Source organism: Paraferrimonas sedimenticola (genome assembly GCF_002282855.1).
In the GTDB taxonomy this organism is placed as follows: domain Bacteria; phylum Pseudomonadota; class Gammaproteobacteria; order Enterobacterales; family Shewanellaceae; genus Paraferrimonas; species Paraferrimonas sedimenticola.
Window position 1 is genome coordinate 286,168 of the sequence record NZ_NRIR01000004.1, and the last position, 13,444, is coordinate 299,611.

A 13,444-nucleotide genomic window follows, 5' to 3' on the forward strand; every position below is an offset into this window, starting at 1 on the left:
TTATTTCTCCTGTGTATTCGCCAAACACTTGCTGCAATTGGGGCAATCGGGGTTTGGCTGAATTTGGGCGTGCATCCAATTAGCACTGCGCCCGTCAAAATGGCTAAAGCGGCTGATGGCATCGGATTGTATGCCAGTCAACAGCTTGACCGCTTCTAGGGCCTGCATAGTGCCTATCATGCCCACTAAAGGCCCCAGAATGCCGGCGTTGGAACAGTTAAGCCTTGGCTCTTTGGCATTGGGAAATAGGCACTGATAACAAGGGCTCTCAGCGTTTCTAAAATCAAAGGCCATTAGCTGGCCGTCAAACGCCACCGCCGCACCGCTAATTAGTGGCGTTCGTTGGCGTTGGCACTCGGCGTTGACCGCATAGCGAGTGGCTAGGTTGTCGGAGCAATCCAGTACTAGGTCCGCGTGCCTTATGGCTTGAGCCAGTGACTCGCCTTGCAAGCGCTCGATGTACTCGCTGATTTGCAGCTCTGAATTCATCTCGCGCAGGCGTTGAGCGGCGGCTTCGACCTTGCCAAGTCCCACCACAGACTCATCAAACAGGACTTGGCGCTGCAGGTTAGACGATTCCACCGAGTCGTCATCGGCCAGTAGCAAATGGCCAACCCCGGCAGCGGCCAGGTACTGAGCAGCCGGGTTGCCCAGGCCACCCATGCCCACCAATAGCACCGACGACTGAGACAGGGCTAACTGCCCTGCCTCGCCAATTTCGCCCAGTAGGATATGGCGCGAGTAGCGCATGAAGTTGGCGTCGCTCAGTCCTTGGGACATAGCGCCTCCTCGCGTTGGGATTTGTCATTCCCACGAGCTACCCCGTCATTCCCGCGAAAGCGGGAATCTAGGCCACTGCCAGTGGGTGGATTCCCATTTTCATGGGAATGACAGGCGAGGTCAGGGGAATGACAAACGGGTTCATTGCCGCGAGCTATTCCGTCATTCCCGCGAAAGCGGGAATCTAGCCCATTGCCAGTGGATGGATTCCCATTTTCATGGGAATGACAAAGCGCACTTTCCAACTGCTCAAGCGCCAAAGCCGGATCATCCGCCTCGGTCACCGCGCGAACCACAGCAATACTGCCCACCCCAGTTTGCGCCACCGATGGCGCACGGGCCAAATCAATACCGCCAATCGCCACCAGCGGGTATTCGCGGACTAAATCCGCGTAGCGCTGCAATCGCGCTAATCCCTGCGGTAAAGACGGCATGTCTTTGGTGGTGGTTGGGAAGATGTGCCCTAAGGCGATGTAGCTTGGGCGAATTTGCACGGCTCTCAATAGTTCGAAATAACCGTGAGTGGACACGCCCAAACGCAAACCGGCATCGGCAATCGCGTTTAGGTCAGTTTCCAGCAGGTCTTCTTGGCCGAGATGAACCCCGTAAGCACCGTGCTGGATCGCCAAGCGCCAGTAATCATTAATGAACAAGCGAGCTTGGTGCTTATGCCCTAGCTCAATGGCAGCTTTAATGTCCGCTTCAACTTCCGCATCACGCTTGTCCTTGATGCGAAGTTGCAGGGTTTTCACCCCAAGCTCTAATAGACGCTCGATCCACTCAAGGCTATCCACCACAGGGTAAATGCCAAGATTCAAAGTGTCACAACTAGCAAAGGGCGCTAACGCCGGCCAATTGTTGTCGATGCCAAACCACTGACCGATTTTCGAGTGTGCCGACTCAATCCGCGGAAAGTCCGCACGATTGGTTGGCCAACCGGCGTGGGCCACAGAGCCTGTGCCCTCGCCCTGCGCTTCAGCAAGTCTTAGCCCCTGATTGACATAGGCCTTGGCCAGAATCAGCGCGTCTTCAATGGGGTAATCTTTAGCGCGTGTTGCGGCAATCGCGCTAGCCAAAGTACAGCCAGTACCGTGGCTATGGGCGGTGTCCAAGCGTGGGCTAGAAATCAGTAATTCTTGCTGAGCATCCAGATAGTAATCCAGCGCTTCGCCGTCGAGATTCCAGTGGCCGCCTTTGGCCAGCACAGCGGTGCAGCCTTGAGCTAACATGGCCTGACAAGCGGCTTTTAGGCTAGCACCGTCATTAACGCTCATGCCGCTAAGCAAGCTAAGCTCGCCTGCATTGGGAGTCACCAAATCAACAACGTGCAACAGAGCCTTAGCCGACGCAGCTAGCGACTCTCCAGCAAGCGAATCACCGCTAGAAGCGCGCATTACCGGATCCCACACCACAAACACATCACAGCGTTGCTTCAGGCTCGCTAGATAATCCGCCACAAACCTCAGTTGCTCGGCGTTAGCCAGCATCCCGATTTTAATCGCCTTTGGGGTTTGCTCGATAGCCAGGCTTTCAAGCTGAGCAGACAGGGTATCCAGTGACACCGCGTCTACCGCGCTCACGCCCGAACTGTTTTGCGCGGTTACTGCGCTCACTACAGTGCTAACCGACACCTCGAAGTCGTGTCCGGTGAGCAAGTCGGCCTGAAGGCCAGCGCCAGCTCGGTTGTCCGAGCCAGCGATCGACCAAACCAGAGGTTTTAGACTCATGAAGTCGCCTCAGCAGGCTGAACCTCAATGGTTTGATACAACTCTGCACCTGTGTCGTTAAACTCAGCGGCTTTGTCCGCCATACCTTTCTCTAGCTCTGCTGCATAATCACGAACGTCCTGGCTGATTTTCATCGAGCAAAACTTAGGACCACACATCGAGCAGAAGTGAGCCACTTTCGCCGACTCTTGCGGCAAAGTGGCGTCGTGATAAGCACGGGCAGTGTCTGGGTCTAGCGCCAGGTTAAATTGGTCTTCCCAACGGAACTCAAAGCGCGCTTTTGACATGGCATTGTCGCGAATTTGCGCGCCCGGGTGGCCCTTGGCCAAGTCAGCAGCGTGAGCCGCAATCTTGTAGGCAATCATGCCCTGCTTAACGTCTTCTTTGTCGGGCAGACCCAAGTGCTCTTTTGGGGTCACATAACACAGCATGGCGCAGCCATACCAAGCGATCATCGCCGCACCAATGCCTGAACTGAAGTGATCATAGCCCGGAGAAATGTCGGTAATCAGTGGGCCCAAGGTGTAGAACGGCGCTTCGTGGCACTCGCTCAGCTGCTTTTCCATGTTTTCTTTAACCAGCTGCATCGGCACATGCCCTGGGCCTTCGATGATCACCTGAACATCGTACTCCCATGCCACTTTAGTCAGCTCACCTAGGGTTTCCAACTCGGCGAATTGCGCTTCATCGTTGGCGTCTGCAATTGAACCTGGACGCATACCGTCGCCTAATGACAGGGATACATCGTACTGAGCACAGATCTCACAGATTTCGCGGAAGTGGTCGTAAGCGAAGTTTTCTTTGTGGTGAGATAGGCACCACTTGGCCATGATAGAGCCACCGCGAGATACGATACCCGTGGTGCGCTTAGCAGTCATCGGCACATAGCGCAGCAATACGCCGGCGTGAATGGTGAAGTAGTCCACCCCTTGCTCGGCTTGCTCAATTAGGGTGTCTCGGAACACTTCCCAGCTTAGGTCTTCGGCAATGCCGTTCACTTTTTCCAGCGCTTGATAAATTGGCACCGTACCGATTGGCACTGGCGAATTGCGAATGATCCACTCACGAGTCTCGTGAATGTAGCGACCGGTGGACAAGTCCATCACGGTATCCGCACCCCAGCGGGTAGACCACACCAGCTTTTCCACTTCTTCTTCGATGCTTGAGGTCACCGACGAGTTACCAATGTTGGCGTTCACCTTCACTAGGAAGTTGCGGCCGATGATCATTGGCTCGGCTTCTGGGTGGTTGATGTTGGCTGGAATAATCGCGCGACCCGCGGCCACTTCATCACGCACAAACTCAGGAGTAATTTTCTGAATGTTAGCGCCAAAGCTCTCGCCTAGATGCTGTTTAGAAAGCTCCGCTGACTGGTCTTCACGAGCCAGATTTTCGCGAATGGCAATGTATTCCATTTCTGGGGTAACCACACCTGCTCGAGCGTAGTGCAATTGAGTCACGCACTTACCGTCTTTGGCTTTGCGCGGTTTTGGCAAAGCTTCAAAGCGAATGTGATCGAGTCCTTCGTCCGCCAGACGTTGCTGGGAGAACTGAGAGCCAAGGGATGCCACTTCGTCAGTATCTGCGCGAGCGTCAATCCAGTCAGCGCGTAGCTTTGGCAAACCATGGCGCACATCGATTTGGGCGTTAGGATCTGAGTAAGCACCCGAGGTGTCGTATACGCGAACCGGCTCGTTCGGCTCGAAAATCGGTTCGTCTTTGGTGCCGCCGACTAGGGTGTCGGTCAGGTTGATTTGGCGCATGGCCACTTTGACCCGCTCGCCTTCAACGAAAATTTTGTCGGAATTTGGAAATGGTTGACCTTGCAGGCTATCCAAGAAAGCCTGAGCCGCTGCGCGGGTTTCGCGTGAGTTAGACATACTCGCCTCGTTGTTCTTTTTAATTAAGAGGTTTGTCGGCGAGCAGTGTCTACTGAAGGAATTACCGCGTTATTTCAATGCGGTTTTCAGGCAGGTGATACTGTGCTTGTTCCCTTGCGCGAGGATTACCTCGATCAGGTTCAACGGATCCCGCCTAAGCGGTCTCAGCCAAGTACTGCAATGCAGCCTAGCTCTCCGACAAGTGCGAGCAGTATAACTAGCTTGTTCAAAAGAGAAAAGAAAAGTCGACTAGTTCAAATGGGTTAGCTAACGCCGCGCTTAATCACCTCAATGATTTGCGCAGCCACCGAAATGTTGTGTTCAACCCCAGCATCCGAACTTGGTGCCTGGCTTCCCAAATAGGCGTGCACGCTCAAAGTGGAGTTAACCAGTAAGTAGGCAGCAAGTTTGGACTCTACCTTGCACCGAGCACGCCCCTGTTCAATGGCTTTGCTCAAACAGCTTTCAATACGCCTGATGAGATCCGCTTCCACCGCCCGCTGCACTCGACCAAGCTCAGTTTCATTGGTTTCGTTGCGCACCTTATCGAGAAAGCGACACTCCAGTGGCCGTTCCAATTCAAAGCGATAAGACTCGCGAGTCAGGGCCAGATAGTTATCAAAAAATTCGCCCTCTTCGCGCTCGAGATAGTCATGCATCATGGCTTGGCGTGCACCGCTCACCTTGTCAATCAAATAGAAGTAGAGGTCTTTTTTGTTCTCGAAGTAGTGATACACATTACTTTTGGCAATCCCAAGAGCTTTGGCAATCTGCACAATGGACGCTAGGTCGTAGCTTTGACTACCAAACTCCTCAAGCGCCACATCGATAAATTGGTTTTGTCTTTGTGGGGATAAATTAAAAAAGCGCGCCTTTGGCATTAGATAACTCGAGCCGATGTTTGACCCTTTGTTTTTATCAAAACACCGGTATCACTTCAACGAGTTATAAACGTCTTTAAATCAATCGGTTGCTCTGGTGAAACAGCGCCTACCTTGAACGTCTTTCAAGAAAAGTGACACCCCTGTCACTGTTGCGGATTTATTGCTAGGTTAAAAAGTGACACCCCTGTCACTTACGCGTCATACAGGCCAATAACAATGAAGATACTGATGCTGGTTGCCTTTCTCGATAGCATGGGATTTGGGATCGTGATTCCAGTGTTCTTGCTGTACACCATGGAGCTCGGTGCCGGCCCAGAGCTCGCCACCGCATTTTTTGCCCTGTATCCCATCGCACATGTTATCGCCTCGCCCTACCTTGGAATGCTTAGCGACCGCTATGGACGCAAGCCCGTGCTGGCGTTGGCGCTACTAGGGGCAAGTGCCGCCTACCTACTACTCGGGTTTACCGAGTCGTTATTGCTACTGGCAATAGCGCGCTTGCTGCAAGGCTTCATGGCGGGAAATCTGGCTGTGGTACAAGCCTATGCGGCAGATATCAGCTCTAGTGAACAAAGAGCCAAGCTAATGGGCAAAATTGGGGCCGCGACTGGGTTGGGCTTTGTGCTTGGACCGAGCTTAGGTGCTTGGTTGGCCGGTAGCCAATTTGAGCAACAGAATATGCACATAGTTGCAGTAGTGGCAGCGGCGCTATGCTTTAGCGCATTTTTATTGGTGATCTTAGTATTGCCGGAAAGCTTGCCGCAGGACAAACGACAGAGCAAGAACTCAGCTAATTTGAAACTCAATCCATTTCGCGAAGTCCCCAAGGTCATGGGCCAAGGCTTGCTAATGCAGCTCTTCGTTTGTGCACTGCTGTTCAATCTAGCCTGCGCTTTTAGCGACATTATTTTGCCCCTATTCGCCAAGGACGCTCAACTGGTCGATGGTCCGAATCAGCTCAGTTGGTTGTATCTCGCTTCTGGCGTTGCACTGACTGTCACTCAGTACAGTTTAATCGCACCGCTCACTCAAAAACTTGGTGAGCGCGGAATCTATTTACTCGGCACCCTGCTCTACAGCGCCAGCTGCGCAGGCATGCTAATCGCGTCAATGCTGACAAACACTTGGATAGCGATAGTCGCTCTGGCACTGGGTGGCATGGGAATAGCGCTATTTTTCACGGGACTGCAATCTTTGGTCTCCAAACAGGCGTCAAGCAATAAAATGGGCAGCGTGATGGGTGCTTTTTCGTCCTTCTCGCTGATGGGGCGTGTAGCTGCGCCATTGATGGTCGGCGTGATATACGCCGAACTTGGCATGTACTTACCTTATGCCATAGCGATAGTTTTGCTATTCGGCGCTGGACTTTTGGGCCTGAGTGCTCGTGCACCAGCGCCGGGTGCTCAGACCTCGAGCTGATTCTGTATCTAGACTTGCGTCTGGATTTCCACCGGGCGCAACCAGCGCTGCAACAGACTGAGCAAAGCGCCGTATAAAGGTACGAACATGGCCAGATTCACCAACAGCTTAATGCCGTAATCCACTGTCGCAATCTCAACCCAATGCTCCGCCATAAAGGCATCACTCGAGGCGTAAAAGGCCACAAAGAAAAACACAAAGGTGTCCACTCCAGAGCCAACAATACTCGAGGCCGCAGGCGCGGCCCACCAGCGGCGTTGTTGACGCAGACGGTTAAACACCAAAATATCCATCAGCTGACCCACTGAATAGGCCAGAAAGCTGGCCAGTGCGATGCGCGCGACAAAGCCATTAAAGTCGTTTAACGCGCTCCAGCCGGCAAACGCCCCGTCAACAAACAACACGGACACTAAATAACTCACTAATAGCGCAGGGAACATGGCGGCAAACACGATTCGACGGGCATTTGCGGCGCCAAACAGACGTACGGTGAGATCTGTCGCTAGAAAGATAAAGGGGAAAGTAAACGCACCCCAAGTGGTGTGTAGCCCGAACAGGCTAAACGGCTTTTGCACTAAGTAATTGCTAGCGGCAATGGTAACCACGTGAAACAGGCTAAGCACAGCAACTAAGCGCCACTGCGATAAAAATACACTCTTCATAAACTGACTCTTTTTGATAATTGGGGTGAGAGAACCCAAGGGCGGCGGATTTTTGCACAAGACCAATCCAATGACAAGTTTAGCTTCTACTAGTGAAAACAAAACTCATTGCGCCAGCGAGAAATTAGTAAGTATCAAGGGAACCACTGGCGATGCCGATGATAGAAAACCTTGTGAATTTAAGGCTGAACGCTGTCGCCACGCTGAAATGTTTTCACAACCCAAACACGCCTGAACGGCATCGGTTCAAGTAGCTGATTTACCGATAAAAGCCCGCGACAATGTGATCTGGATCGGTACAATTATCGAGCAATGAAAAGTGAACGAGGTTAATCATGAGATACCTAACGCTAGCGCTGGTTGCGCTAAGCCTAGCGGGCTGTGCTGGTAGCCCCCACGTGTTTAAAACAGAAGCGGTTGAAACCGCATACCAAGCCCAACCGATCGCTTCGGTGGCTGTGGTTGGTCAATACGCTGATGCTACTGAGCGTGCAATGCTCGAAAGCGGTATCGCCCAGACTTTGGTTAATCAGGGCTTGAATGCCAAAGCTTCGCAGAGTGTGATTCCCGACTTGGAAACCCTGAATCAACCAGAGTTATTGCAAGCGGCGCTGGCCAACACAGAGTCGGATTCGCTACTGGTGATCTCTACCATAGATCCTGGTTACGACTATGACTATGGCGATTATCTAGCAACTCGAGGCACGGTGCGAATTCTTGGTGGTGAGCCTGGCGCAGGCACCGACTTAGGCGCGCTAATTAGCTGGGCGGGTTCAGGCAAGTACCAACTGTACGTGCGCTTACTCGACAGCAAGAGCTTGCAACCGATTTGGCAGGCCACCACTCGCTCAAACCACTCGGGTTCTGATGCCCAAGACATTCAAGCGCTGGCACAACTACTGCTAAAAGAGTGGCAAGAGCAACAACTGGTGTCTCAATAATTTTCTATTGTTAGCTGTTAAGCGCAGCGAGCATCAAAAAAGCCACTCTTGCTAGAGTGGCTTTTTGCTATTTAAATCTGGCGAGTTTACTTATCGCCACGACTCATGAATTTGCGCTCGGCCACGTTGACCTTAACTACATCGCCAGTGGCAATGTACTCTGGCACCTGCACGGTTACGCCGGTAGACAGTACCGCAGGTTTAGTGCGCGAAGTCGCCGACGCCCCTTTAATTGACGGGTCTGTTTCTACCACTTCCAAATCCACGCTGGTTGGCATATCTAGTGCCACAGGCGCATCACTGATAATCACCACCTGCATGCCTTCGGTCGCTTCGTTAAAGAAGGGAATTTCATCGGCAATTGAATCTTTATGGAGGTGGTATGGGGTGTAGTCTTCGTTGTCCATGAACACATACTCGTCACCATCTAGGTAGGAATACATGGCAGGACGACGACGCAAGTCGGCTAAATCCAACATGTCGGAATCTTTAAAGGTCTCATCGACCTTTGAGCCTGTCACAATGTCATACATGCGCATGCGATACAGACTACCACCGGCGCGGCCTTGTGGTACTGAGCGCTCGATATCGCGCACGATATAAGTTTTGCCGTTAAATTCGATGGCGGCGTTCTTTTTGATTTCACTGGCCTTTGGCATGATGAATTCCCTAACACTGTGATTATTCGTAATTAAAAGCAGGGCTAATCATACACGATAACGCCCAGCTTGGGATGCCCTACCCACACAAACGAAAACGGCGCCTTCCCGAAGGAAGACGCCGTTTCCGCAATCAACTGTAACTTAGCTTAGAAATACACAGAGAACTGAGCAGCTACAGCAGTATCTTTTTGGCTGATTTTAGTCGCGCCAACAGTGGTTACACGCAGACCAACAGACATGTTGTCGCGAACCATGTAACCCAGACCGGCTTCTAGCTGAGGCACAGTCTCTTTCGCTTCTTGAACGTACATGGCACGTGGGTTGGCGTACAACCAGTGGCCAGCTTCGAAGGCGTACATAGCGTACAGACCAACGTTAGCTACGTTAGAATCTTTGAACGAAGTACCGTCTTCTAGAGTAACCGCGTACTTGTTGGTTTGCTTACCAACGTAAGCCATTGGGTAGATGCTGATAGCATCGGTCAAGTTAAACGCCAACAAACCACCAGCCATAGTGGTGTTAGAGAAGTTGTCACCTAAAGATTCAATAGACAGACCCGCTTTACCGCTTTCGGTCAGGAAGAAGTAGCGGGCACGGTAATCAATGTTGTGCTCGCTTTTGCCAGTGGCTGGGTTAGCAGTCTTCTTGTGACCTACGTCAGCGAAGAACATGTGCTGGCCAGCACCGATATTGAAGTTACCTTGAACGTGGCCATCAGCCAAGCTAACACCACCAGAGGTGTAAATAGCAGTCGGGCTACCGTAGTTTACTTGCTCTTCTTTCTGCTCAGCAGCGTTAACAGCAGTAGCAGCAGTGGCGAAAAGACCTAGCGCGATTAGTTTGGTAGAAACAGTGTTAAGTTTCATGATATGCCTCAACATATTAGTTCGAAAAAATGAGAATTCACTGCAGTGTCAATCAGTTAGATAGCAACACTGACAACCTTCCATTGTCGTGACAATCAATTGGCTAGCGCACGTTTGACTGCGTTCGAATCGTTCGTTGGAGCAAATTATGGACTAATTAAGATAACTCTTATAATCTCTCAGAGAGGGTTTTAACCTCGCTAAGTCAAATTCTTAAATTGGAAACCGCTATGGCCTATACCTTGGAGCAGCTAAACGCATTTGCGCTAACTAAAGAACTCGGAAGCTTTCAAAAAGCGGCACAAGCCATGGGCAAGCACAGAACTTCGGTAAGCGCATTAGTCGGAAATCTCGAGGATGAACTCAATTGCGAATTGTTTGAGCGTGGCAGTCGCTCACTGGAACTCACCGAACAAGGCCGCGCGCTCTATCAAAGTGCTCGCTCGGTGATTACCGAGTCACAGATGTTTGAAACCCAAGTTGCCGGAGTGATTGAAGGCGCTCCCAGCGACTTTACTCTAGCTGTAGTACCCATTCTCAAAGACACCTATTTATTGCGAGAAATGCAGCGGCTGACTGAGCGCTTTCCCTCAATGCAGTTACACGTATTGACTGGCGATGCCGAGCAGGTCCTCAACTGGGTCAACAAGGGGCAGGCGGACCTAGGGTACGCCTATGACTACCGCATGTTCTCTCAACAACTGAGTCGCGCAGAGCTTTATTCGCTCGAAACCTGCCTGGTTGGTCGTGCGGATAAGTTAGACGAAGCTGACCAGAATGTGGCCGCCTGGATGCGAGCCAACACTCAAATTATGTATTACTACCAAAGCGACGACTGGCAACGTACCGCGCATCGTTTCAGTTATGTGAACGATCCCCAGACCGCTTTGGAACTCATACTCATGGGAATCGGCTGGGGCGGTATCCCATATCAAATGGCGCGGCCTTATTTGGACAGCGGCGAATTAAAAGAGCTGCAGCCCAGCGCAATAGACAAGCGAGAGTTCGTATCAATTATCGGCTTTTGGCGCTCCAATATGCCGTTAAACCCCGCGGCAGAGCAATTGCTGCAAGCGCTATCTAAAATCTCTTAGGTGCCGATTGGATTCGAGCCATCTTTGCTAGACAGACGAATCTAAACTGCTAGGGTAAACACTAGTTACACCTTTATGTTTCAGACGCTTATCTGCCCCACACAACAGGAGTCTGCATGTCATCCGCAATGCCAAAGGAAATCCGCTACCTGTACATGGCCGCCGCCGGCAACGTGCTTATCGGTATAGTCGGCATCAGTGTATTTATGGTCAGCGAGTCAGAAGCTATTCTACTCGACGGCCTTTTTAACCTGACTTACGCAGTCACCGGTTTGTTTGCCGTGCGGATTGCCTGGCTGTTAAGCCTAGGGGATAGCGCCGAGTGGCCCCTGGGCTATAACTTCTTTGAGCCGCTCGTTAACGGCGTCAAAGGCATGTTAGTGCTGGGCGTTTCTGTGATGGCGCTTATTGGCTCCGTAGAGGCGTTAATTGCCGGCGGGCGTAACATCGATGCCGGCATGGCAGTCAGTTATGGCGTGTTTGCCTCGGCAGTCTGCTGGGGGATGGCCTGGTTTGTTCACCGCGGCGCCAAGGCCACCGACAGCCCCTTGTTAATTGCCGATGCAGAAAACTGGTTAGTAAATGCAGCCATTTCCTCCTGTGTATTGTTGGCCTTTGGCGGCATTTTTCTACTCAAGGCCTTAGAGCTCGAGCACCTTACACCTTATGTTGACCCCCTAGTTGTACTAATCGTGGTGCTACTGTCTATATCAGTACCTGTGCGCATGGCATGGAATGCGCTAATGAGCCTGTTAAATCGCGCGCCGAATCAAGCGACGATGGAGGCGGTCACTGCAAGCATAGATACAGTGCTGAATGAGGTACCGCTGCAAAGCCGATTTGTTCGCATGATCCAACCGGGTCGACAGCGCTTGGTGGGAGTGTATTTGGTGTTTGAGCCTAACCAGGCAAATATGGGGCTGGCTGAGCAAGACGCCCTACGCCAAAAAATTCACGACAAACTGACCGGCGAATACCCAGCCACCACGGTGGATGTGATTTTCACTCAAGACAAGCAGTGGGCCGAGCACACCGGTATCACTTAAAAATTAGGCAAGGATTGGAATTAAGGGGCCATCGCGCCCCTTTTTTTGCGGTTTGTCACACATAAATTCAAATTCAAGATTGCTAAAGTGGCGCCTTTCAAAAATTAGCGCTGGAGTTTTGGTGTGATTGTTGTCGAACTCGCCGTACTACTCTTCTTTATCTACTTGGGCTCGCGCCTAGGCAGCATAGGTATTGGACTTGCCGGTGGTGCCGGTGTGTTGGTACTCACTTTAGGACTGGGCATGACCCCAGGCCACATTCCAATCGATGTCATTCTGATCATCATGTCGGTGATTGCCGCTATCGCTGCAATGCAAATGGCCGGCGGCATGGACTATCTGGTCTACTTAGCTCAGCGTTTACTGCGCAAGCACCCCAAATACATCACCGTACTCGGGCCACTAGTGACCTATAGCATGACCCTAATGGCCGGCACCGGACACACGGCTTTTTCTACTCTGCCAGTGATTGCCGAAGTGGCCAAGGAACAAGGCATTCGCCCATCGCGCCCATTGAGTATTTCCGTGGTCGCCTCGCAAGTAGCGATTACCGCATCGCCAATATCGGCTGCCGTCGTGTTCTTTAGTGGCATCCTTGAGCCGCTGGGTGTGAGCTACATTGAGCTACTCATGATCAGCATTCCAGCATCGCTGTTTGCGGTATTAATCGCCGCGCTAGTGACTAACTTCTTGGGCTTAGAATTGAGCAAAGACCCAATCTACCAAGAGCGTTTAGCCGCTGGCTTGGTCAGTTCGGCAAGTCGCGAATCTCAGCAAGTGAAACCCGGCGCCAAGCGCAGTGTGGCCATTTTCTTGATGGGTATTTTGTTAGTGGTCGCTTATGCCACCGCCATCTCAGACAAAGTCGGTCTAATCAGCGACCCAATCCTGAGCCGAGACCAAGCCATCATGTGCTTTATGCTGTCGATTGCGACCCTAATTAGCTTGGTCTGCCGTTTTGATGTCGCCCAAATCACCAATGCCGCCACCTTTAAGTCTGGCATGAGCGCCTGCGTGTGTGTATTGGGTGTGGCTTGGCTTGGCGATACCTTTGTGTCCAACCACCTGAGTGACATTCAGGCTCTGTCAGGCGATGTGTTGAGCGATTATCCATGGATGCTGGCGGTAGTGATGTTCTTTGCCTCGATGTTGCTTTACTCACAAGCAGCCACCACCAAAGCCTTGATGCCGGCAGCCTTAGCCATGGGCGTTGACCCAGTCGCCGCGATTGCCGCCTTTGCGGCGGTGTCAGCCTTGTTTGTGTTGCCGACTTACCCAACCCTAATCGCCGCAGTCGAGATGGACGATACCGGCAGCACCCGCATTGGTCGCTGGGTATTCAATCATCCGTTTGTGATTCCAGGACTACTTACCATAGTGTTGGCGGTCGCCTTTGGTTTCGCGATTGGACCTCTGGTTGTTTAATGGCAATGTTGAGCTAGCCTGCATACTGGTTTAACCGCCATACGGGTTAAACCCCAGG

The 13,444-nt window shown here is 51.9% G+C and carries 12 protein-coding genes and 1 riboswitch; of the genes, 5 read left to right on the top strand and 7 right to left on the bottom strand.

Annotated features, from left to right (window positions below; translation table 11 throughout):
* The 4 genes from CLC93_RS09290 to CLC93_RS09305 all read right to left on the bottom strand — a co-directional run bounded on the left by CLC93_RS09290 (position 1) and on the right by CLC93_RS09305 (position 5,268).
* Positions 1 to 780 carry a HesA/MoeB/ThiF family protein gene (locus tag CLC93_RS09290; RefSeq protein WP_095505684.1) on the bottom strand — a complete coding sequence of 260 codons (780 nt, stop codon included), beginning with the start codon at positions 778 to 780 and terminating at the stop codon, positions 1 to 3.
* A complete protein-coding gene (gene thiE, locus CLC93_RS09295; RefSeq protein ID WP_095505685.1) occupies positions 765 to 2,507 on the bottom strand; it encodes a thiamine phosphate synthase in 1,743 nt (580 codons plus the stop codon). Before thiE ends, CLC93_RS09290 begins: the two co-directional genes overlap by 16 nt.
* Positions 2,504 to 4,387: a phosphomethylpyrimidine synthase ThiC gene (gene thiC / locus CLC93_RS09300; protein WP_095505686.1), complete on the bottom strand. Its 1,884-nt coding sequence runs from the start codon at positions 4,385 to 4,387 to the stop codon at positions 2,504 to 2,506. Before thiC ends, thiE begins: the two co-directional genes overlap by 4 nt.
* A 93-nt stretch (positions 4,388 to 4,480) precedes the next feature.
* Positions 4,481 to 4,595: riboswitch (TPP riboswitch) on the bottom strand.
* A 55-nt stretch (positions 4,596 to 4,650) separates the two neighbouring features.
* Positions 4,651 to 5,268 (bottom strand): TetR/AcrR family transcriptional regulator, encoded by a 618-nt coding sequence (locus CLC93_RS09305; RefSeq protein WP_095505687.1) that lies wholly within the window; start codon positions 5,266 to 5,268, stop codon positions 4,651 to 4,653.
* A gap of 219 nt (positions 5,269 to 5,487) precedes the next feature.
* Here CLC93_RS09305 and CLC93_RS09310 point away from each other — a divergent pair, with 219 nt between their 5' ends.
* Positions 5,488 to 6,690, top strand: coding sequence for an MFS transporter (locus CLC93_RS09310; RefSeq protein WP_095505688.1), 1,203 nt, complete (start codon positions 5,488 to 5,490; stop codon positions 6,688 to 6,690).
* 8 nt (positions 6,691 to 6,698) lie between these two features.
* Here the strand turns inward: CLC93_RS09310 and CLC93_RS09315 are convergent, their stop codons facing one another.
* The gene (locus CLC93_RS09315; RefSeq protein ID WP_095505689.1) at positions 6,699 to 7,352 is read right to left on the bottom strand and encodes a 7-cyano-7-deazaguanine/7-aminomethyl-7-deazaguanine transporter; all 654 of its coding nucleotides are present in this window, start codon (positions 7,350 to 7,352) and stop codon (positions 6,699 to 6,701) included.
* A 335-nt stretch (positions 7,353 to 7,687) separates the two neighbouring features.
* Here CLC93_RS09315 and CLC93_RS09320 point away from each other — a divergent pair, with 335 nt between their 5' ends.
* A complete protein-coding gene (locus CLC93_RS09320; RefSeq protein ID WP_095505690.1) occupies positions 7,688 to 8,293 on the top strand; it encodes a hypothetical protein in 606 nt (201 codons plus the stop codon).
* Positions 8,294 to 8,379: 86 nt separating this feature from the next.
* On the opposite strand, the gene efpL is transcribed toward CLC93_RS09320, so the two are convergent.
* Both efpL and CLC93_RS09330 read right to left on the bottom strand, forming a co-directional pair.
* Positions 8,380 to 8,952 (bottom strand): elongation factor P-like protein EfpL, encoded by a 573-nt coding sequence (efpL, locus tag CLC93_RS09325; RefSeq protein ID WP_095505691.1) that lies wholly within the window; start codon positions 8,950 to 8,952, stop codon positions 8,380 to 8,382.
* Positions 8,953 to 9,101: 149 nt separating this feature from the next.
* The gene (locus CLC93_RS09330; protein ID WP_095505692.1) at positions 9,102 to 9,821 is read right to left on the bottom strand and encodes a hypothetical protein; all 720 of its coding nucleotides are present in this window, start codon (positions 9,819 to 9,821) and stop codon (positions 9,102 to 9,104) included.
* Between the two features lie 230 nt (positions 9,822 to 10,051).
* Here CLC93_RS09330 and CLC93_RS09335 point away from each other — a divergent pair, with 230 nt between their 5' ends.
* From CLC93_RS09335 to CLC93_RS09345, 3 genes are all read left to right on the top strand, one after another.
* Positions 10,052 to 10,915, top strand: coding sequence for a LysR family transcriptional regulator (locus tag CLC93_RS09335; RefSeq protein WP_095505693.1), 864 nt, complete (start codon positions 10,052 to 10,054; stop codon positions 10,913 to 10,915).
* A 116-nt stretch (positions 10,916 to 11,031) separates the two neighbouring features.
* A complete protein-coding gene (locus CLC93_RS09340) occupies positions 11,032 to 11,961 on the top strand; it encodes a cation diffusion facilitator family transporter (protein WP_095505694.1) in 930 nt (309 codons plus the stop codon).
* A gap of 123 nt (positions 11,962 to 12,084) precedes the next feature.
* On the top strand, positions 12,085 to 13,386 hold the full coding sequence (locus tag CLC93_RS09345; protein ID WP_095505695.1) for an anaerobic C4-dicarboxylate transporter: 1,302 nt from the start codon (positions 12,085 to 12,087) through the stop codon (positions 13,384 to 13,386).
* The last annotated feature ends 58 nt before the right edge of the window (positions 13,387 to 13,444 follow it).